This is a genomic window from Bradyrhizobium ganzhouense (assembly GCF_049949285.1).
Classification (GTDB): domain Bacteria; phylum Pseudomonadota; class Alphaproteobacteria; order Rhizobiales; family Xanthobacteraceae; genus Bradyrhizobium; species Bradyrhizobium ganzhouense.
The window spans coordinates 6,267,105-6,286,225 of the sequence record NZ_CP181318.1 but is presented as its reverse complement, the minus strand read 5'-3'; the positions used below and the strand labels follow the sequence as shown (position 1 = coordinate 6,286,225).

18 protein-coding genes are annotated in these 19,121 nt (G+C 64.3%); 10 read left to right on the top strand and 8 right to left on the bottom strand.

Going from position 1 to position 19,121, the window contains the following annotated elements; genetic code table 11:
- Positions 1 to 56 precede the first annotated feature (56 nt).
- The 4 genes from metK (at position 57) to ACLFLU_RS29045 (ending at position 5,770) form a co-directional block, all read left to right on the top strand.
- The gene (gene metK / locus ACLFLU_RS29060; RefSeq protein ID WP_426408174.1) at positions 57 to 1,253 is read left to right on the top strand and encodes a methionine adenosyltransferase; all 1,197 of its coding nucleotides are present in this window, start codon (positions 57 to 59) and stop codon (positions 1,251 to 1,253) included.
- Between the two features lie 199 nt (positions 1,254 to 1,452).
- Complete coding sequence (gene ahcY, locus ACLFLU_RS29055) at positions 1,453 to 2,874, top strand: adenosylhomocysteinase (RefSeq protein WP_200473127.1); 1,422 nt, start codon at positions 1,453 to 1,455, stop codon at positions 2,872 to 2,874.
- A 143-nt stretch (positions 2,875 to 3,017) separates the two neighbouring features.
- A complete protein-coding gene (locus ACLFLU_RS29050; protein WP_426408173.1) occupies positions 3,018 to 4,268 on the top strand; it encodes a glycosyltransferase family 87 protein in 1,251 nt (416 codons plus the stop codon).
- Between the two features lie 41 nt (positions 4,269 to 4,309).
- The gene (locus tag ACLFLU_RS29045) at positions 4,310 to 5,770 is read left to right on the top strand and encodes a flavin-containing monooxygenase (protein ID WP_426408172.1); all 1,461 of its coding nucleotides are present in this window, start codon (positions 4,310 to 4,312) and stop codon (positions 5,768 to 5,770) included.
- A gap of 20 nt (positions 5,771 to 5,790) precedes the next feature.
- On the opposite strand, the gene ACLFLU_RS29040 is transcribed toward ACLFLU_RS29045, so the two are convergent.
- The 3 genes from ACLFLU_RS29040 to ACLFLU_RS29030 are packed head-to-tail and all read right to left on the bottom strand — an operon-like array spanning position 5,791 to position 8,015.
- On the bottom strand, positions 5,791 to 7,020 hold the full coding sequence (locus tag ACLFLU_RS29040) for an MFS transporter (protein WP_426408171.1): 1,230 nt from the start codon (positions 7,018 to 7,020) through the stop codon (positions 5,791 to 5,793).
- 32 nt (positions 7,021 to 7,052) lie between these two features.
- Complete coding sequence (locus ACLFLU_RS29035) at positions 7,053 to 7,289, bottom strand: tautomerase family protein (protein ID WP_426408170.1); 237 nt, start codon at positions 7,287 to 7,289, stop codon at positions 7,053 to 7,055.
- 15 nt (positions 7,290 to 7,304) lie between these two features.
- Entirely contained in the window at positions 7,305 to 8,015 is a 711-nt protein-coding gene (locus ACLFLU_RS29030; protein ID WP_426408169.1) for an SDR family NAD(P)-dependent oxidoreductase, read from the bottom strand.
- 204 nt (positions 8,016 to 8,219) lie between these two features.
- Between ACLFLU_RS29030 and ACLFLU_RS29025 the strand changes: the two genes are divergently transcribed.
- The 3 genes from ACLFLU_RS29025 to ACLFLU_RS29015 all read left to right on the top strand — a co-directional run bounded on the left by ACLFLU_RS29025 (position 8,220) and on the right by ACLFLU_RS29015 (position 10,522).
- Entirely contained in the window at positions 8,220 to 9,143 is a 924-nt protein-coding gene (locus ACLFLU_RS29025; RefSeq protein WP_426408168.1) for a LysR family transcriptional regulator, read from the top strand.
- 148 nt (positions 9,144 to 9,291) lie between these two features.
- Entirely contained in the window at positions 9,292 to 9,447 is a 156-nt protein-coding gene (locus ACLFLU_RS29020; RefSeq protein ID WP_014493894.1) for a hypothetical protein, read from the top strand.
- 145 nt (positions 9,448 to 9,592) lie between these two features.
- Positions 9,593 to 10,522 carry an aspartyl/asparaginyl beta-hydroxylase domain-containing protein gene (locus ACLFLU_RS29015; RefSeq protein ID WP_426408167.1) on the top strand — a complete coding sequence of 310 codons (930 nt, stop codon included), beginning with the start codon at positions 9,593 to 9,595 and terminating at the stop codon, positions 10,520 to 10,522.
- Positions 10,523 to 10,608: 86 nt separating this feature from the next.
- Here ACLFLU_RS29015 and ACLFLU_RS29010 read toward each other — a convergent pair whose 3' ends face one another.
- Positions 10,609 to 11,436, bottom strand: coding sequence for a molybdenum storage protein subunit alpha (locus ACLFLU_RS29010; RefSeq protein ID WP_426408166.1), 828 nt, complete (start codon positions 11,434 to 11,436; stop codon positions 10,609 to 10,611).
- Positions 11,437 to 11,449: 13 nt separating this feature from the next.
- A complete protein-coding gene (locus tag ACLFLU_RS29005; RefSeq protein ID WP_426408165.1) occupies positions 11,450 to 12,262 on the bottom strand; it encodes a uridine kinase in 813 nt (270 codons plus the stop codon).
- 131 nt (positions 12,263 to 12,393) lie between these two features.
- Between ACLFLU_RS29005 and ACLFLU_RS29000 the strand changes: the two genes are divergently transcribed.
- Positions 12,394 to 12,852: a YybH family protein gene (locus tag ACLFLU_RS29000; protein WP_426408164.1), complete on the top strand. Its 459-nt coding sequence runs from the start codon at positions 12,394 to 12,396 to the stop codon at positions 12,850 to 12,852.
- Between the two features lie 66 nt (positions 12,853 to 12,918).
- Here the strand turns inward: ACLFLU_RS29000 and ACLFLU_RS28995 are convergent, their stop codons facing one another.
- Positions 12,919 to 13,620 (bottom strand): fumarylacetoacetate hydrolase family protein, encoded by a 702-nt coding sequence (locus ACLFLU_RS28995; RefSeq protein WP_426408163.1) that lies wholly within the window; start codon positions 13,618 to 13,620, stop codon positions 12,919 to 12,921.
- A 136-nt stretch (positions 13,621 to 13,756) separates the two neighbouring features.
- Between ACLFLU_RS28995 and ACLFLU_RS28990 the strand changes: the two genes are divergently transcribed.
- Positions 13,757 to 14,923 (top strand): dipeptidase, encoded by a 1,167-nt coding sequence (locus ACLFLU_RS28990; protein WP_426408162.1) that lies wholly within the window; start codon positions 13,757 to 13,759, stop codon positions 14,921 to 14,923.
- A gap of 5 nt (positions 14,924 to 14,928) precedes the next feature.
- On the opposite strand, the gene ACLFLU_RS28985 is transcribed toward ACLFLU_RS28990, so the two are convergent.
- Together ACLFLU_RS28985 and galE are read right to left on the bottom strand one after the other, a co-directional pair.
- Positions 14,929 to 16,737 (bottom strand): ABC transporter ATP-binding protein, encoded by a 1,809-nt coding sequence (locus ACLFLU_RS28985; protein ID WP_426408161.1) that lies wholly within the window; start codon positions 16,735 to 16,737, stop codon positions 14,929 to 14,931.
- 119 nt (positions 16,738 to 16,856) lie between these two features.
- A complete protein-coding gene (galE, locus tag ACLFLU_RS28980) occupies positions 16,857 to 17,870 on the bottom strand; it encodes a UDP-glucose 4-epimerase GalE (protein ID WP_426408160.1) in 1,014 nt (337 codons plus the stop codon).
- 125 nt (positions 17,871 to 17,995) lie between these two features.
- Here galE and ACLFLU_RS28975 point away from each other — a divergent pair, with 125 nt between their 5' ends.
- Complete coding sequence (locus ACLFLU_RS28975; RefSeq protein ID WP_426408159.1) at positions 17,996 to 19,033, top strand: glycosyltransferase family 4 protein; 1,038 nt, start codon at positions 17,996 to 17,998, stop codon at positions 19,031 to 19,033.
- Positions 19,034 to 19,121: the final 88 nt, after the last annotated feature.

The window sequence follows — 19,121 nt, the reverse complement described above, 5'->3', positions numbered from 1 at the left end:
AATCCAAGGGTAAACATCGCAAACTCCGCCTGAAGCGGCGGAACAAGGGGTTACTGATGCGCGCGTCCTATCTTTTCACCAGCGAATCCGTGTCCGAAGGCCATCCGGACAAGGTCTGTGACCGGATTTCCGACGAAATCGTCGACCTGTTCTACCGGGAAGGGCCGAAAGCCGGCATCGATCCGTGGCAGATCCGCGCCGCCTGCGAGACGCTGGCGACCACCAACAAGGTGGTGATCGCCGGTGAGACGCGCGGTCCGAAGTCCGTCACCAACGAGCAGATCGAGAGCGTCGTGCGCGACGCGATCAAGGACATCGGCTACGAGCAGGACGGTTTCCACTGGGAGAAGGCCGACATCGAAATCCTGCTGCACCCGCAGTCGGCCGACATCGCGCAGGGCGTCGACGCGCTCCAGCCGGGCGAAGTCAAGGAAGAGGGCGCTGGCGACCAGGGCATCATGTTCGGTTACGCCACCAACGAGACGCCCGACCTGATGCCGGCGCCGATCTTCTACGCCCACAAGATCCTGCGTCTGATCTCCGAAGCCCGTCATTCCGGCAAGGAGAAGGTGCTCGGTCCGGACTCCAAGAGCCAGGTCACCGTGCAGTACGAGCACGGCAAGCCGGTCGGCGTACGCGAGATCGTGGTGTCGCACCAGCATCTGGTCGAGGACATCTCGTCGAAGCAGATCCGCGACATCGTCGAGCCCTATGTGCGCGAGGCGCTGCCGAAGGACTGGATCACGCCGAAGACCATCTGGCACATCAACCCCACCGGCAAGTTCTACATCGGCGGTCCCGATGGTGATTCCGGCCTGACCGGCCGCAAGATCATCGTCGACACCTACGGCGGTGCGGCCCCGCATGGCGGCGGCGCGTTCTCCGGCAAGGATCCGACCAAGGTCGACCGCTCCGCGGCTTACGCTGCGCGCTACGTCGCCAAGAACATCGTCGCCGCCGGCCTTGCCGACCGCTGCACGCTGCAGCTCGCCTACGCCATCGGCGTGGCGCGTCCGCTGTCGATCTACATCGACACCCACGGCACCGGTAAGGTTTCGGAGGACCAGCTCGAGAAGGCCGCCGCCAAGGCGATGGACCTGACGCCGCGCGGCATCCGCAGCCATCTCGATCTCAACCGCCCGATCTACGCGCGCACCTCGGCCTACGGCCATTTCGGCCGCACGCCGGACAACGAGGGCGGTTTCTCCTGGGAGAAGACCGATCTCGTCGAGGCGCTCAAGCGCGCGGTCTGATGCTCTTACCTCGCCCCGCTTGCGGGGAGAGGTCGCCGCGAAGCGGCGGGTGAGGGGACTCTCCGCAAGCCCGGTGCTTGGATAGAGCCCCTCACCCCAGCCCTCTCCCCGTAAGAACGGGGAGAGGGAGAAATGGTGCCACATAGCGTTCAGCTTGCCTTGCTACTGACACGCCAGCCTCACTGATTAGGAAACAGACATGAACGCGAAGCCCGGCTTCACCGATTACATCGTCAAGGACATCTCGCTCGCCGATTTCGGCCGCAAGGAACTCTCGCTGGCCGAGACCGAGATGCCCGGCCTGATGGCCACCCGCGAAGAGTACGGCCCGAAGCAGCCGCTGAAGGGCGCGCGTATCGCCGGCTCGCTGCACATGACCATTCAGACCGGCGTGCTGATCGAGACGCTGGCAGCGCTCGGCGCCGACATTCGCTGGGTCTCCTGCAACATCTATTCGACGCAGGACCACGCTGCGGCTGCGATCGCAGCCGCCGGCATTCCGGTGTTCGCGGTCAAGGGTGAGACGCTGACCGAATACTGGGACTACACCGCAAAACTGTTCGACTGGCACGGTGGCGGTCACCCGAACATGATCCTCGACGACGGCGGCGACGCCACCATGTACGTCCATCTCGGTCTGCGCGCCGAGAACGGCGACGCCGCGTTCCTGGACAAGCCGGGTTCGGAAGAAGAGGAAGTCTTCTTCGCGCTCCTGAAGAAGCAGCTCAAGGAAAAGCCGAAGGGCTACTTCGCCGAGATCGCCAAGAGCATCAAGGGCGTTTCCGAAGAGACCACCACGGGCGTGCATCGTCTCTATGATATGCAGAAGGCCGGCACGCTGCTGTGGCCCGCCATCAACGTCAACGACAGCGTCACCAAGTCGAAGTTCGACAACCTCTATGGCTGCCGTGAATCGCTGGTCGATGGCATCCGCCGCGGTACCGACGTGATGATGTCGGGCAAGGTCGCGATGGTCGCGGGCTTCGGCGACGTCGGCAAGGGTTCGGCGGCGTCGCTGCGCCAGGCTGGCTGCCGCGTGATGGTGTCGGAAGTCGATCCGATCTGCGCGCTGCAGGCGTCGATGGAGGGTTATGAAGTCACCACCATGGAAGACGCGGCACCCCGCGCCGACATCTTCGTCACCGCGACCGGCAACAAGGACATCATCACCATCGAGCACATGCGCGCGATGAAGGATCGCGCGATCGTCTGCAACATCGGTCACTTCGACAACGAGATCCAGATCGCGTCTCTGCGCAATCTGAAGTGGACCAACATCAAGCCGCAGGTCGACGAGATCGAGTTCCCCGACAAGCACCGCATCATCATGCTGTCGGAAGGCCGCCTCGTGAACCTCGGCAACGCGATGGGCCATCCGTCCTTCGTGATGTCGGCGTCCTTCACCAACCAGACGCTGGCGCAGATCGAGCTGTTCGCCAACAACAAGGACGGCAAGTACAAGAAGGAAGTCTACGTGCTGCCGAAGACGCTCGACGAGAAGGTCGCGCGCCTGCATCTCGCCAAGATCGGCGTCAAGCTCACCGAGCTGCGCAAGGACCAGGCCGACTACATCGGCGTGAAGCAGGAAGGTCCGTACAAGTCGGACCACTACCGGTACTGAGTTAAAGAGGCCCCGGAGCGATCCGGGGCCTTTTTCGTGGCGGTCATGGTTGGGCGCACAAGGGTGTTGAGTCTCGCGGCTTGTTAACCAGGCTCTAATGAGCCTTGTTGCATGTTCGGTCCGAACAAGCGGCATACCAACTAATGACGTCAGCAGCTCAGCCGGCAAAGCCTCCTGCTCCGCAGCTGCGTGCGCCCGTCACGAAGCTGCTCAATCCGGAACGGCTGCGTCTTGTCGCGTATTGCTGGATTGTCATTGCGGCAATCACCTTCGTGGTCGATCTGGTTGCCCGGGCGCGCGTGGGTCCGACGGATGGCATTCGCGATCCGATCTGCGCGGACTTCATCAACTATTGGTCGGGCGCCTATCTGGCGCTGCGTGGCCGTGCAGCCGAGGTCTACGACTTCGTCGCCTTCCATGATTTCCAGGCCTCGTTAGGCGGGCCTCAGATCGATTTCCATCACTATTCCTACCCGCCGGTTCTTCTGCTGCTCACCGCGCCGCTCGCGCTCCTTCCCTACGTGCCTGCGTTCTTCGTATGGCTCGCGTCGACCTGGTACGGCTTTTATCGCGCGCTGAAGCTCGCTGCGGGCGACAAGGCATTGGTGCTCTCGCTCGCGGCGCCGGCCGTGTTCGTCAACGCGCTGACCGGACAAAACGGTGCATTGACGGCAGCCCTCCTGGGTGGCGGGCTCCTGCTGGTCGACCGCCGGCCGACAATGGCGGGAATTCTGTTTGGTCTGCTGATCTACAAACCACACCTCGCATTGATGCTGCCTGTTGCAATGATCGCGGGCCGGCGCTGGCGGGTGATCGGCGCGGCCGGCGCCACGGCGCTCCTGCTGATCGCTGCCAGCATCGTGATCTTCGGTCCCGCCGTCTGGGTGGAGTACCAGCACAATCTGTCGGTGCTGCGCACAGTGATCCTCGAGGATGGCTCCGGGGTCTGGCACCGCATGGTTTCGGTGTTCGTGTTGGTTCGGCGTCTGGGAGGCGGGGTCGAGTTGTCCTACGCGCTGCAGACAGTCTGCGCGGTCGTGGCGGCTCTGGTCGTTGGTTGGACTTGGCTGCGCAACGATCCTGCGCACATTCGCAACGCCCTGGTCCTCGTCGGGACCTGCCTCGCCACGCCCTATCTGCAGGACTACGACCTCGTGTTCGGAGCATTCGTGACCGTATGGCTCAAGAACGCTCGGCAGGATTCGCAAATCGGCGCTCAATGGTTCGATGCCGGGATCGCGATGGTACTGCTGCTGCCGTTGGTGGCGGCCTCGCTCGCCAGCCTCACCGGGCTGGCCCTTGGGCCGTTGTTCTTGGTTCTGCCATTTGTGCTGCTCTGCGCCGTCGCGGCGGAGCAGCGTCGAGGTCCTTCTCCGTCATGGTCGGTTGACTGACCCCTCCGACCAGCGGACAATCGCTCCCGGCGGAGGAAACCATGCGACAAGAACATTTCGACGTGCTGATCGTCGGTGCCGGGCTGTCCGGTATCGGCGCGGGCTATCATCTTCAGAGCAAGTGCCCGGGCAAGAGCTACGTCATCCTGGAGGGGCGCGACTGCATCGGCGGGACCTGGGACCTGTTTCGCTATCCCGGCATCCGCTCCGACAGCGACATGTTCACGCTCGGCTATTCCTTCAAGCCGTGGACCGATCCGAAGGCGATCGCCGACGGGTCGCAGATCCTGAACTATGTGCGCGAGACCGCGGCCGAGAACGGCATCGAGACGCACATCCGCTTCCGTCATCGCGTCAAGCGCGCGGCGTGGTCGACCCAGGAGGCGCGCTGGACTGTCGAGGTCGAGCGCACCGCAGGCGAGGGCGCAACCGAGCTCGTGCGCTTCACCTGCAATTTCCTGTTCATGTGCTCGGGCTATTACAAATACGAGGCGGGCTACACGCCGGAGTTCAACGGCGCGGCTGATTTCGCCGGTCGCATCGTGCATCCGCAGAAATGGACCGAGGACATCGACTACGCCGGCAAGCGCGTCGTCGTGATCGGCTCGGGCGCGACGGCAGTGACGCTGGTGCCGGAGCTCGCCAAGACAGCGGCGCAGGTCACCATGCTGCAGCGCTCGCCGACCTATGTGGTGTCGCGCCCGGCGCAGGATCCCGTCGCCAACAAATTGCGCCGCAATTTGCCGGCGCGGCTGGCCTATCACCTGATCCGCTGGCGCAATGTGATGTGGGGGATGTTCTTCTTCCAGCTCAGCCGGCGGCGGCCGGACAAGGTGAAGAACCTGATCCTCGGCGGCGTGCGGATGGCGCTGGGGCCGGACTACGACATCGCCACGCATTTCACGCCGCGCTACAACCCATGGGACCAGCGGCTCTGCCTCGTGCCCGATGGAGATTTGTTCAAGGCGATCCGCGAAAAGCGCGCCGCCGTGGTCACCAATGAGATCGACACCTTTACCCACGACGGCATCCGCCTGAAGGACGGCAGCGAGCTTGCGGCCGACATCATCGTGACGGCGACGGGCTTGGTGCTCCAGGTCGTCGGCGGCCTCGAGATCAGTGTCGACGGCCGCGCCGTCGATTTCGCGAGCACGCTGACCTACAAGGGCATGATGTATGCCGACGTGCCGAACATGGCGTCGGCCTTCGGCTACACCAACGCGTCGTGGACGCTGAAATGCGATCTCACCTGCGAATATGTCTGCCGGCTCATCAACTACATGGATCGGCACAATTTCCGGCAAGCCATGCCGCACAATGACGACCCCGAGATCACCGCGCAGCCGTCGCTCGATTTCACCTCGGGCTATGTGCAACGCTCGGTCGCAAAAATGCCGAAGCAGGGCTCGAAGCAGCCGTGGCGGCTGTACCAGAACTATGCGCTCGACATCGTCACTTTGCGCTTCGGCCGGATCGACGACGGCGTGATGCGATATTCCTGATCACGCCGCCACTGTTGCTGCTATGCCTTGCGCGTGGTGAGCGCGAGGCCAAGGTCGATCGCGAGCGCCAGCACTACGGCACCGCCGCCGAGAGCGAACAGGACCAGATAGTCGCCGCCGGTGTTCGCGTAGATCCAGGAGAAGCCGTAGGCCGCGGCCGCCTGGAATAGCGCAAAGCTCGTCGTAGCGTGGCTCCATGTCGCACGCTGCTGCTCGCTCGAGTGCGGAACAAGCTCATGGATACGTCCGAGCACCAGCGGCACGATGCCCGGCGTGAAGCCGCCGACCACGATGCTCGACACGATCAGCGACGCCGGCGCGGTGCTGACGGTCGGCAGCAGCACGGCGGCCGCCTCGATCAGAAAGGCCGCGCGCAAGGCCGGTCCAAATCCCGAGCGGTCACCGAGATGGCCCGTCACGAGCGGGCCGACGATGGCGCCGAGGCCGTACAGCACCCAATAGCGCGATCCCGCCGCAATACCCTGGCCGAGGCCGCGCGCCACGAAATCGACGATGAAGACCATGTGCGGCACCAGCGCGACCGCGTTGAGGCCGTACTGGATGATCAGTGCGCGGGCGGCAGTTGATGTGTGACGCTGCTTCGCGTGGTGCGAAGGCGCAGTGTCAGTCTTGGCCTCCGCAGGCCAGTTCCACCAACTCGCGAGCGTCAGCACGGCCGAAAGGACGCCGAGGCCATACCAGCTCTGCTGCAAGCCTTGTTGCAGCAGCAGCGGCACCAGCGTGCCCGATGCAGCGACACCCAGACCGACGCCCGCAAAGATCACGCCGCCGACGATGCCGCGCCGGGCGGGCGAGGTGTGTGGCAGAATGACGGAGGCCGCGAGCACCATGATGATCCCGCCGGTGAGGCCTGACAGGAAACGCCAGGCGAAGAACCAGGTGAAGGACACAGGCGCTGAGCTGGCAAAGAAGGAGAGCGTTGCGAGTAGCATCATCGCCCGCAGCGCGTTCACCGCGCCGATACGTGCGGCGACAACTCGCGCCGCGAGCGCGCCGGCGAGATAGCCGGCAAGGTTCGCGGCGCCGAGATAGACGACGTCGGATGCGCTGAACCACTTTGCGGCGATCAAGGCCGGGATCAGCGGCGTGTAGGAGAAGCGGGCGAGGCCAAGTCCGACCAGAGATGCGGATAGTCCCGCCACCGCATATCGCCAAGTCGATTGTGAATCTGATCCCGGCCGCGGATGCGGCCGGGTCTCAACGTGTTGCTTCGTATCTGCGTTGGTCATGTCATCCTCTTGCGCGCGCGATGGCGCGCGGATCATCCTGTCTTGCTAGCGCGCCGGCGCCGGAACTCCAGCGCGGGCAGGCCACCCCAGCCCCAATTGTCGGTGTCGACTTCCTCGATCACGACGAAGGTGGAATCGAGCGGCTTGCCGAGGACGTCGCGCAACAGCTCGCTCGAGCCCTTGATCAGCGCGGCTTTCTCCTCCGCCGTCAGCAACGCCGTTCCCGGCGTCGTTCCTTCTCGGGTCACTTGAATGGTGACGATGGGCATGGTGCTGCTCCGCGGTCAGTGGCCGGCGCTCTGGCCGCCGTCGACATGCAGGATCTCGCCGGTGACGAAGGAGGCGCCCTCGAGATAGAGCACGGCATCGACGATGTCGGACATCTCGCCCATGTGGCCGACCGGGTGCATCGCGCCGAGCTGGGCGTGCGTCGAGACCGGGTGCATCGGCGACTTGATGATGCCGGGCGCAACCGCGTTCACGCGAATGCCGCGCTTGGCGTATTCGATCGCGAGCGACCTGGTCGCGGCGCTCAGTCCGCCCTTGCTCAGCGAGGCCAGCACCGACGGCACGTTCGAGTTGGCCTGATCGACCAGCGTGGTCGTGATCTGGACGACGTGGCCAGAACCCTGCTTCTCCATCTCGGCGATGGCGAGCTGCGTGATGTTGAAGAATCCGGCAACGTTAGTCCCCATCACCGCCGCATAGTCCTCGGCAGTGTACTGGGTGAACGGCTTTGCCAGGAAGATGCCGGCATTGTTGACCAGCGTGTCGACACGGCCAAAGCGGGCGACGGCCTGCGCAACCACGCGCTCGGCCGTCTTCCGGTCGGCGATGTCGCCGGGCACGGCAAGCACATCGTCATCGCCTGACGGCTTGACGGAGCGCGCGGTCGCGACCACGCGATAATTGCGATCGCGAAAGCCCTGGACCAGGGCGGCGCCGATGCCCTGCGATGCACCGGTGATGATGGCAACCTTCTGCTCGATACCCATGACGGGCTCCTGTTGTTGATCCGCGCCAGCACTGGCTGGCCTGGGCGTTGAGGTACGCCGCGGCGGCCCGGCTGCGAATACGCGCTGTCCGGCAGACACTCTTTCGCGGCGCGTATGAATGCCGGGTCGGCGTCCGGCGGCAGTTGTCGAGGTTCGGGCAAGGGCTTAATTTGCCAGCGGAATTTCAGGGGGCGGCGGGAAGGCATGGATCGTCTGGATACGATGAAGGTGTTCGTCCTTGCGGTCGACGAGGGCAGCCTGGCGGCCGCAGGCCGCAAGCTCGGTCGCTCACCGGCGGCGGTCAGCCGCGCCATCGCCTTTCTGGAGGGGCAGATCGGCGCCGAGCTGCTGCACCGGACCACGCGGTCGATCAAGCTGAGCGAGGAGGGTGAGCGCTATGTCGCGATCTGCCGGCGCGTGCTGACCGAGCTCGAAGAGGCCGACGCCATTGCAGCCGGCCCGCGCGCCGCGCCGCGTGGCCTGCTGACGATCACCGCGCCCGTGGTGTCAGGCGAGATGGTGCTGCGCCCGATCCTGGATGCGTTTCTGGACGCCTATCCGACCGTTTCGGCAAAGCTGCTGCTGTTCGACCGTGCGGTCAACTTGATTGAGGAGGGGTTCGACATCGCGCTTCGCATCGGCCCGCTTGCGGATTCGGCGATGGTGGCGATGCGTCTCGGCGAGGTCCGACGGGTCGTGGTCGCGGCGCCGCGGTATCTGAAGCAGCATCCGCGCATCGCGGAGCCCGGCGATCTCGCCAAACATCAGATCGTGGCGATGGCGCATCTGCCGAATTCATGGACCTTCGCGCCGTCAAGGAACTCAACGGTGCCGCGGACGGTCCAGTTCACGCCGCGCCTGATGGTCAACAGCACCTATGCGGCGGTTGCCTCCGCGGTGGCTGGGCGCGGCATCGCGCGGATGTACTCCTATCAGGTTGCCGAGCAGGTCGCGCGCGGCGAACTCGAGGTCTTGCTTGCCAGCGACGAGGATCCGGAGATGCCCGTCAACCTGATCTCTCCGCAAGGTAGGCTCTCGGTGCCGAAGGTGCGTGCGTTCGCCGATTTTGCGGTGCCCCGTCTGAAGAAGCACTTTGCACAGTTCAAGAAGAGCATTGGCGCTCGTTGAGTCGTCGCGCCGCGAACTGCCAATGCGTTGTTTTGCGTATACGGTCGCCGGGCTGAATCGGCGATGGTCCCGAACGGTTAACGCCGGATTAACGGATGAGTCCTAGCCTGTCTCGGCCGGGGTTACTCGCAAGGCCGAGGTGAGCCCAATGGAAGCCCAGAAGATCGCGGTCGACGCCGTCGTCGCGCTGACCGATTGCGACCGCGACGCCGTCATCGCTTTTATTCGCCGGCTCTATCTCGCTGGCGTCACCGACCCCAAGCGCCTGACTTTCAAGGGTCTTCAGGCGTTGTCCCGGGCCTAAACCGGCCGTTTTCGGTCCGTTTCGGCCCAATCTGTAGTCCCGCGCTCTCCCCAGCGTGAACGCAGCCCAGCGGCGATTATCTTGCCGCTCGGGCTGGGTCGCGTTAGATCACGTCCCCGGTTGGGTCACTCGGGAACTTGGGGAAATGCTAAAGCAGCTTTTTGCACCGCAACTCGTCATTTTGTATGTGCTTGCGGCTTCGACGATTTACGTTCACTTCCGCGGCAAGCAGCGGCTGCGCTTCGCGCGCCAGCTCGGCGATCACTCGACCTATCTCGCCCCCTACAATGTGCTGATGTATGCGGGCTCGGCCGTGCCGAACAAGCCCGTCATCTCCGTCGAGCAGTTTCCGGAGCTGAAGCCGCTCAGCGAGAACTGGGAGACCATCCGCGACGAGGCCGTCCGCCTGTTCGACGAAGGCTTTATCCGCGCGGCAGCGAAGAACAATGATTGGGGCTTCTACTCGTTCTTCAAGAGCGGCTGGAAACGCTTTTACCTGAAATGGTACGACGACTTCCTGCCCTCGGCGAATACGCTGTGCCCGAAGACCGTGGAGCTGCTGAAGTCGATCCCGAGCGTGCATGGCGCGATGTTTGCGATGCTGCCGCCGGGCGGCAAGCTCGGCGCGCACCGCGATCCGTTCGCGGGCTCGCTGCGCTATCACCTCGGCCTCGTCACGCCGAACTCGAACAAGTGCCGGATCCTCGTCGACGGCGTCGAATGCGTCTGGCGTGACGGCGAAGCCTTCATGTTCGACGAGACTTTTATTCACAGCGCTGAGAATGCGACCGACGTCAACCGTATCATCCTGTTCTGCGACGTCGAGCGCCCGATGAAGTACGGCTTCATGACCGCGATCAACCGCTGGGTCAGCCATCACATCGTCAAGGCGTCGGCAACCCAGAACGTCGACGGCGAGAGCGTCGGCGTGCTCAACAAGGTGTTCGGCAAGCTCTACGAGATCCATCTCGGCAGCCGCAAGGTCAAGGAGTGGAACCGCAACGTCTACTACACGCTGAAATACGCGCTGACGGCGTTGATCCTCGGCCTCATCGTGTTCTCGGCACTGAATTAAGACTAATCCGCCCTACGATCTCGGAAGCAGAAAAGCCCCGGAGCGATCTCCGGGGCTTTCTTTTTATGGATACGCTCCGGCCGCAATCAAGCCGGCTTGGCGCCTGTCTGAATGATCGACCCCACATGCTGCCCGCGTAGCGCCGCGCTGATCTGTCCGGGCACGAGGCCGTTCACCACCTGCACGCGCGCGATATGGCGTGCATTCGCCATCACCTCGAGCAGCGCGGGATCGAACGGCAGCGTGCCCTTCAGCTTCGCAAGCTCGGCGAAGCTGGTCTCTTTCAAGAGCTCGGCCTTCTTGCCATCAGCGCCATTGGGATCGGTGGTGTAGACGCCGTCGACGTCCTCCACGATCGTCAAGCCCGCGGCCCCAAGTGCGTCGGCGAGCAGGAATGCGCCGGTGTCGGCGCGATGCAGCGGGATGCGCGTGGTCGGGAACTCGTGATGGTGGTAGGGCGGGAACGCGCTGCCGACGACCGCGCGCGCTGCCTGGAGGTGGATCGCGAGCTGGCTCGCGATGGTGCTGTGCTCGACATAGGAGACGCCCTCCGGCGCAAGCAGGCTCGCCAGGATGTGGCCGTTCTGGCCGGCCTCGCTGGCGGCGAGCGGCGCGAGCGAGCCGGCCGGCAGGCCGAGGTCGAGACCGACGCTGTAAAGATGGCGGGCGCGGATGCCGGCGCCGGTCAGGATCAGCATACGATGCTCGGGCAGCAGCGCGCGCAGCTCGTCGACGAGCGGCAGGATCGCCTCGTGGCCGCGGTCCATGATGCGGCCGCCGATCTTGATGACCTGCAGCCAGGGTAGCAGCTTGATAGGCCGGTTGCCGGCGACGGGGCGGGTGAGATCGCCGTCCAGAAGTGTCTGGCGCGCGAGCGGCGAGGCGACGTGCTTGATCTGGTTGGTGACAGTCATGACGGTCCTCCCCTCAGTTCGCGGTGATGATGGTGCCGACATGCTCGCCCGCGAGTGCACGGGTAAGATTGCCGGGAACGAGGCCGTTCACGACCTGCACCTCGCGGACGTGGCGCGCCGAGGCGAGGAGATCGAGCACCGGGAATTCCAGGATCGAGTCCTGCAGGCCCTTGGCCTTCATCTCCGCAACCGAGATTTTTGGAATGAAGGTCGCGTTCTTCGACGTTTTCGGGTTCGCGGTGTAAAGGCCGTTCTCGTCCTTCACATAGATCATCCCCTTGCAGCCGAACTGCTCGGCGACGAGGAAGCATCCGGCATCGGTGCGGTAGGGCGGGATCACGCCTTCCGCCGCGGGACGCATCCACAGGCCATAGGGCGGCATGCCCGCGAAGATGACGGCATTCACCTCGGCGAGAAACAGCGGCACGGAGGAGAGCCCGGCGCTGCTGACGGCGGAGATGCCGTGCTTGGCAAGAAGCTGTCCGAGCATCGCAGCGTTCTGGTCGGCCACGGAAGCGCCGAGCTGCGACAGTACGCCGGCCGGCAGGCGAAGGCCTGCGGCGATCGAATAGAGATGCCGTGCGCGGGTGCCGGCACCGGTTCCGATCAGGAGCTTGTGGGCTTTACGGGCCGCAACGATCTCCTCGACGATCGGATAGACCGCGGAGCGGCCGCGATCGATCATGCTCTGGCCGCCGATCTTGATGACGGTCGCATCCGGCAGGATGCGGAAGTCCGAAGCTTTCTCCGCAGCCGCGACAAGCTGCGGGTCGGTGAGCGGGCGCTGCATCAGCAGACCCTCGAGCTCCGTGATCGTGTTCGACATCCGAGACATCCTCTCGTTTTCTGATGCAGTCTCTGCGGCGGGACCCTCCGGTCCACCCGCGAATCTTGCTGCACAGTTCCGTCCGTGGCAACAAGGTTTCCGCGATTTAGCGGCCAAACAAGGAGCAGGCAATGGCCCCGTTGCCACTTGCGAACACCGAGACCGTGCAATTCTTCCGCCAATGGCTGGAAACCTTCTCAGGCTATGTCCGCGAAGTCGACTACGCCTCGGCGCGGCCGCTCTTCCATCCCGATGTGCTAGCCTTCGGCACGCATAACGATGTCATCCCGGGCCTCGATCAATGGGTCTCGTCCCAATGGGACAACGTCTGGCCGAAGACGACCGACTTTCAGTTCGTGCTCGAGCAGACCTCGATCCTGGCATCCCCCGACGGCACGATGGTGACCGTGATCGCGCCATGGACCAGCACCGGCTATCATCCCGATGGCAGCGCGTTTCCACGGCCGGGCCGGGCAACGATGGTATTTTCGAGGAGTGCCGAGGGATGGCTGTGCGTGCATTCGCACATGTCGCTCAACCGCGGTGTGCCGCAGGCGAGCCACGCCAATCGGCCGGTGAAGGCCTGGTAGAGCGATCGGAATGAAAAAGGCCCCGGACAATGTCCGGGGCCTTTTGATTACGAGGTCTTGTGCAGCCTATTCCGGCTGGCCGATCGACACCTTCAGCGTGCCGACGCCATCGACGCCGCATTCGAGCTTGTCGCCAGGCTGAAGTTGCGACACGCCGGCCGGCGTGCCCGTCATGATGATGTCGCCGGCGGCGAGCTTCACCTGCTGCGAGAGCTGCCAGATGATTTCGGGCACGTTCCAGATCAACTCGGTGAGGTCGCCCTTCTGCGCTTCCTTGCCGTTGACAGTGAGCCAGATCTTGCCCTTGGAGGGATGGCCGATCTTCGAGGCCGGCTGCACCGCGGAGGCGGGCGCCGAGCCGTCGAACGACTTGCCGATCTCCCACGGACGCTCCTTCTTGCGCGAGGCGATCTGGAGGTCGCGGCGGGTGAGGTCGATGCCGACGGCGTAGCCGTAGACATGATCGAGCGCCTTGTCGGCGGGAATGTTCAGCCCGCCGCTCTTCATCGCGACGATCAACTCGACCTCGTGATGCAGATCCTTGGTCAGCGGCGGATAGGGAATCGTGGCCCCATCGGGCACTAGCATGTCGGCGTGCTTGGCGAAGAAGAACGGCGGCGCGCGCTCGTCATTGCCCATCTCGCGGATGTGCTCGAGATAGTTGCGGCCGACGCACCAGATGCGGCGCACCGGATAGCGGCCTGCCTCGCCGACGACGGGGAGCGAAGCCTGGGGCGGAAGCGGGATGACGTAAGTGGCTGCATTCATTGGGGGGCTCGGCGGGTGTTGCAGGAAGATGACGGAATGGTATTTACGCGGTTGCCATGACCGAGGCTAGTGCTGCCAGGCAGTAAAAGTAGTCGCCTTCCGGCGGGTACCGTCGGACATGCAGGGGGAGCCATCCATGAAGAAGCGGCTATTGGTTGCCGTTGCCGTCGCCGCAGTCGTCTTGATCGGCGGCTTCCTGATGGTGGCCCCGGCCCGGATCGAACGTGGGCAGAACAAGATCGTCCCCGTTGCCCTGGACGTAACGCCGGCAGCGCAAACCCTGCACGCGACGCTCGATGTCGCCGACATGCATGCCGACAGCCTGCTCTGGAAGCGCGACCTGCTGGTGCGATCCGATCGTGGACATATCGACCTGCCGCGCCTGATCGACGGACACTCTGCGCTCCAGGTGTTCTCGTCAGTGACCAAATCGCCGAAAGGTCAGAACTACGACGCCAATGACGGTAGCACCGACAACATCACCTTGCTGACGATCGTGGACCTGCAGCCGATCAGGACCTGGAATTCGCTGCTGCAGCGCTCGCTGTGGCACGCGGAGAAGCTTCATGACTTCGCCGCGAGATCGGATGGAAAGCTGCGTGTGGTAACGACACCCGCCGACATCGATCGCCTTCTCGCGGACCGCAAGAGCGGCGTCACGGTGGTCGGCGGGATGCTCTCGATCGAGGGATTGCAGAATCTCGAGGGCAGGGTCGAAAATCTCGATGTGCTCTACGCCGCGGGCTTCCGCATGGCGGGCCTCGCGCATTTCTTCGACAATGACGTGGCGGGCTCCATGCACGGCGTCCAGAAGGGCGGCCTTACGCCACTCGGCCGGCAGGCGGTGCAGCGGATGGAGGCGCTCGGCATGATCGTCGATCTCGCTCACTCGAGCCACGCTGCAGTTGCCGAGGTGCTGTCGATCGCGAAGCGGCCGGTGGTCTCCAGCCATGGAGGCGTGCAGGCAACCTGCAAGGTCAACCGCAATCTCACCGACGACGAAATCAGGGGAGTCGCGAAGACCGGTGGCGTAGTCGGCATTGGCTACTGGGAAGGGGCAGTCTGTTCGACCAAGCCGCAGGCCGTGACCCGCGCGATCGCGCATGTGCGCGATCTCGTCGGCATCGACTACGTGGGCCTTGGATCGGACTTTGACGGCTCGACCACGACGGGCTTCGACACCAGCCAGGTTGCGGCAGTCACGCAGGCCCTGCTCGATGCGGGCTTCTCCGAGAACGACATCCGCAAGGTGATGGGCGGCAACGTCCTGCGTGTGATCCGCGCAGGGCTGGCGCCGTCCTGAGCGGCTTACGAGGTGGCCGAGTAGGCCAGCACGGGTGCATCGCCGGCACCGTGATGTTGCAGGCGGAAGAACGAGGCGTAGCGGCCGGAGCGGCGAAGCAGTTCGTCGTGGCGGCCTTGCTCGACGATCTCGCCGCCCTCGACCACCAGGATGCTGTCTGCGTGCATGATGGTGTGCAGGCGGTGCGCGATCACGATGGTGGTGCGGTTCTGGCAGAGATGCTCGATCGCCTCCTGCACTTGCCGCTCGGACTCGGAATCGAGCGCGGCGGTGGCTTCGTCCAGCAGGATGATCGGCGCGTCCTTGAGCAGCGCCCGCGCCACCGCGATGCGCTGGCGCTGGCCGCCCGACACTTGCGCGCCGTGCTCGCCGACCGGCGTGTCGTAGCCGAGCGGAAAACCCATGATGAAATCATGCGCGCAGGCCGCCTTTGCCGCTTCGATGATCTCGTTCTCGCTCGCGCCCGGCTTGCCGAAGGCGATGTTGTTGCGGATGGTGTCGCGGAACAGATAGACGTCCTGGCCGACATAGGCGGTCTGCGCCCGCAGCGATTTTCGCGATATCGCGCCGATCGACTGGCCGTCGATCACGATGTCGCCTTGCGTCACCTCGTAGAAGCGGAGCAGCAGCGCCAGCACGGTCGACTTACCGCCGCCGGAGGGGCCGACCAGCGCGGTGACCCTGCCGGGCTCGGCGACAAAACTCATGCGGTTGAGCACGGTCTCGTTGGCGCGATAGGAGAAGCTGACGTCGCGCATCTCGATCCGCGCATCGGAGAGTTTGAGCGCCGGCTTGTCGTCGTCGGAATGCTCGCTGGCCGGGCTGTCGACGACCTCGAGCAGCATGCGCGCGCCGACGAGCTGGCTGTTGAGGTCGATGTTGAGCCGCGCCAGCCGCTTGGCCGGCTCGGTCGCCATCAGGAAGGCTGTCATGAACGAGAAGAACGCGCCGGGCGTGGCGTTGAGTGCAACCACGCTGTAGCCGCCATAGAGCAGGCAACCGGCGACCGCGAAGCCGCCGAGCATTTCCATCAGCGGGTTGGAACGGTTGGCGACGCGGGCCATCTTGTTGGCGTTGCGCTCGACGATCGCGATGTTCTCGTCGATGCGGCTCTGCATGGTGTCTTCGAGCGTGAACGCCTTCACCGTACGGATGCCCTGCAGCGATTCCTGCATCGTCTCCAGGATGTCGGCGGTGCCGGTGAACTGGTTGTAGGCGAGGCCCTTGATGCGCTTGACCAGCTTGCGCAGCACCAGCATCGCCGGCGGCACCGCGACGAGGCCGATCAGCGACATCAGCGGATCCTGCCACACCATCACGCCGATCATGGCGAGCAGCATCAGCAAGTCGCGCCCGATGGCGTTGACCAGCATGTTGAGGACATCTGTGATCGACTTGGCGCCGGCCGTCAGCCGCGCCAAGAATTCGGACGAATGCCGCTCCGAGAAGAAGCCGACGCTCTCGCGCATCAGCTTGGCGAACAGCTGGCGCTGGTTGGTGGCGAGGATGGCGTTACTGATCTTGGTCAGGATCACCATGTGGCCGTAGGTCGCCACGCCCTTGATGAAGAGCAGGATCACCGTGATGCCCGAGAACATCGCGATGCCCGGGATGTTCTTGTCGACATAGGCCTGGTTGATGACCTGGCCGAGCACGTAGGTGGCGCCAGCGGTGGCGCCGGCGGCCGCCGCCATCAGCGCAAAGGCGACGAGGTAGCGCCGCCAGTAGATGATCCCCTGTTCCGCGACAAGGCGGCGAATGAGGACCATCGCCTCATAGGGATCGTCGGTGATTTTCTTTGGAAACTGGGCCATCCGTAGTCCATTGACGGCCAAGGCGAAAAGCCTGCCCGCGCGTCAGGGATCGAATGGCCTCTGTGCCCGCTAAAGCGGGGCTTTTCAAGCCCAATTAAGGGCTTGCGCCGGGATGGAATCTAGGCCGAGACGGCGTGGCGGAGCTCGCCATGGCGCTCGCGGAACAGCTTGTCCTCCCAGGCCAGCGCGTGCGCCGCGATGGTCTCGAGGTCCTCATATTGCGGCTTCCAGTCGAGCAGGCCGCGGATGCGGCTGGTGTCGGCGACCATGGTCATGATGTCGCCGGGCCGGCGCGGGGCGTATTGCACGGCGAAGCTGCGGCCCGACACCCGCCGTACGGCGTCGATGGTTTCGAGCACCGAATAGCCGCGGCCATAGCCGCAGTTCAGCGTCGTCGAGGCGCCGCCATTGCGCAGGTAAGCCAGCGCCGAGCGATGCGCCTGCGACAGATCCGTCACGTGGATGAAGTCGCGAATGCAGCTGCCGTCCTGGGTCGGGTAGTCGGTGCCGAACACGTCGATCTTGGCGCGCTGGCCGGTCGCGGCTTCCACCGCGATCTTGAGCAGATGCGTGGCGCCGACGGTGGCAAGCCCGATGCGGGCCTGCGGATCGGCACCCGCGACGTTGAAATAGCGCAGGGTCACGTACTGCATGCCGTAGGCGGCGGCGACGTCGTGCAGCATGATCTCGGTCATCAGCTTCGACGAGCCGTAGGGCGACAGCGGCCGCGTCGGCGCGTGCTCGGGCACCGGCACCTGGTCCGGATCGCCGTAGACGGCGGCGGTCGAGGAGAAGATGAAGCGGTTGATGCCGCGCTTGACCGCGACGTTGAGCAGGTTGCGCGCGGTGGTAAAATTGTTGCGGTAGTAGCCGAGCGGATCGCGCATCGAATCCGGCACGACCACGGAGCCTGCGAAATGGATGATGCTCTCGATGTTGTGCTGGGCGATCACGCCTTCGAGCAGGTTCTCGTCGCCGGCATCGCCAATGAACAGCGGCACGCCTTCAGGCAAGTAAGCGGAGAAACCGGTGGAGAGATCGTCGATCACGACGACGTCCTCGCCGGATTCCGCCAGCGCCAGGACCGTGTGACTTCCGATATAGCCGGCGCCGCCGGTGACTAGCACAGTCATGATCTCACCCGTCTTCGATCAACGCACCAAGTTAACGTTTGCGCGGTGAAGAGGGGGTTTCGGGCCAGCTGAACTGGTCACTATGCTTAATGTTGCGTATAGGACTTTGCGAAACGGAGCGTGACGTGGCGAATTCCCCGGGCGATCTGCAAGTGATCGTGCCAAATCTGCACAGGCGCTATTCCGGGGTCACCGCGACCAACCGGATGGTTGCGCCGCGGCTGGCAAAACTCTATCGCGCCGCATGGTTCGGCTCGGACGCCCCGGAAGGGATCGCGCGGCTGGGCGTGGCCGATGTCCTGAAACTATGGCGCCGCAAGTTGCCCCTGATCTGGCATGCGCGCCGCAACAACGAGATGATCGCAGGCGTCGTGCTGCGCGCACTCGGCTGGCCGCTCAAGCTGGTGTTCACCTCGGCGGCGCAGCGGCATCACAGCTGGATTACGCGCTGGCTGATCCGGCAGATGGACGCGATCATCGCGACATCGGACATCTCGGCCTCGTTCCTCAAAGTGCAGGCGACCGTGATTCCGCATGGCGTCGACACCGACGTCTATACGCCGCCGGTCGATCGCGCCGCGGCGTTTGCGGAAAGCGGCTTGCCGGGCCGTTACGCCATCGGTTGCTTCGGCCGCGTGCGCGCGCAGAAGGGCACCGATGTGTTTGTCGATGCGGTGTGCCGACTATTGCCGCGCTATCCGGATTTCACGGCGGTGATCGTCGGACAAGTCACGGCGGAACAGACGCCGTTTGCGAACGACCTGAAGAAGCGCATCGAAACAGCTGGCCTGCAAGCGCGCATCGTCATCACCGGCGAATTGCCGATCGAACAGGTGCAGCGCTGGTACCAGCGGCTGACAATCTACGCCTTCACCTCGCGCAACGAAGGTTTTGGCCTCACCCTGATCGAGGCGATGGCGGCCGGCAGCGCGCTGATCGCTGCACGCGCCGGTGCGGCCGAGCTCGTGGTCGAGGATGGCGTCTCCGGCGTGCTGATCCCGACCGGCGATGCGGAGGCGCTGGCGGCGGCACTCGAGCCGCTGATGCGCGACGTGGCTGTGGCGACCAAGATGGGCGAGCGCGGTCGCGAGCGTGTGCTTGAAAAGTTCAGTCTCGATGCCGAGGCGGCGCGGATCGGCGAGGTCTATCGTCCGCTGCTCTGAGCGAGCGCCGTCGCGACCGCAGATCGGAGTTCAGTGTGGGCGTCGCGCATGGTCTGCGATGCTGCCTGCTTACAGGTGTTTTGCCCGA

Coding starts and splice junctions, on each gene's coding strand:
- metK (WP_426408174.1), top strand. CDS start 57: ATGCGCGCGTCCTATCTTTTCACCAGCGAATCCGTGTCCGAAGGCCAT.
- ahcY (WP_200473127.1), top strand. CDS start 1,453: ATGAACGCGAAGCCCGGCTTCACCGATTACATCGTCAAGGACATCTCG.
- ACLFLU_RS29050 (WP_426408173.1), top strand. CDS start 3,018: ATGACGTCAGCAGCTCAGCCGGCAAAGCCTCCTGCTCCGCAGCTGCGT.
- ACLFLU_RS29045 (WP_426408172.1), top strand. CDS start 4,310: ATGCGACAAGAACATTTCGACGTGCTGATCGTCGGTGCCGGGCTGTCC.
- ACLFLU_RS29040 (WP_426408171.1), bottom strand. CDS start 7,020: ATGACCAACGCAGATACGAAGCAACACGTTGAGACCCGGCCGCATCCG.
- ACLFLU_RS29035 (WP_426408170.1), bottom strand. CDS start 7,289: ATGCCCATCGTCACCATTCAAGTGACCCGAGAAGGAACGACGCCGGGA.
- ACLFLU_RS29030 (WP_426408169.1), bottom strand. CDS start 8,015: ATGGGTATCGAGCAGAAGGTTGCCATCATCACCGGTGCATCGCAGGGC.
- ACLFLU_RS29025 (WP_426408168.1), top strand. CDS start 8,220: ATGGATCGTCTGGATACGATGAAGGTGTTCGTCCTTGCGGTCGACGAG.
- ACLFLU_RS29020 (WP_014493894.1), top strand. CDS start 9,292: ATGGAAGCCCAGAAGATCGCGGTCGACGCCGTCGTCGCGCTGACCGAT.
- ACLFLU_RS29015 (WP_426408167.1), top strand. CDS start 9,593: ATGCTAAAGCAGCTTTTTGCACCGCAACTCGTCATTTTGTATGTGCTT.
- ACLFLU_RS29010 (WP_426408166.1), bottom strand. CDS start 11,436: ATGACTGTCACCAACCAGATCAAGCACGTCGCCTCGCCGCTCGCGCGC.
- ACLFLU_RS29005 (WP_426408165.1), bottom strand. CDS start 12,262: ATGTCGAACACGATCACGGAGCTCGAGGGTCTGCTGATGCAGCGCCCG.
- ACLFLU_RS29000 (WP_426408164.1), top strand. CDS start 12,394: ATGGCCCCGTTGCCACTTGCGAACACCGAGACCGTGCAATTCTTCCGC.
- ACLFLU_RS28995 (WP_426408163.1), bottom strand. CDS start 13,620: ATGAATGCAGCCACTTACGTCATCCCGCTTCCGCCCCAGGCTTCGCTC.
- ACLFLU_RS28990 (WP_426408162.1), top strand. CDS start 13,757: ATGAAGAAGCGGCTATTGGTTGCCGTTGCCGTCGCCGCAGTCGTCTTG.
- ACLFLU_RS28985 (WP_426408161.1), bottom strand. CDS start 16,737: ATGGCCCAGTTTCCAAAGAAAATCACCGACGATCCCTATGAGGCGATG.
- galE (WP_426408160.1), bottom strand. CDS start 17,870: ATGACTGTGCTAGTCACCGGCGGCGCCGGCTATATCGGAAGTCACACG.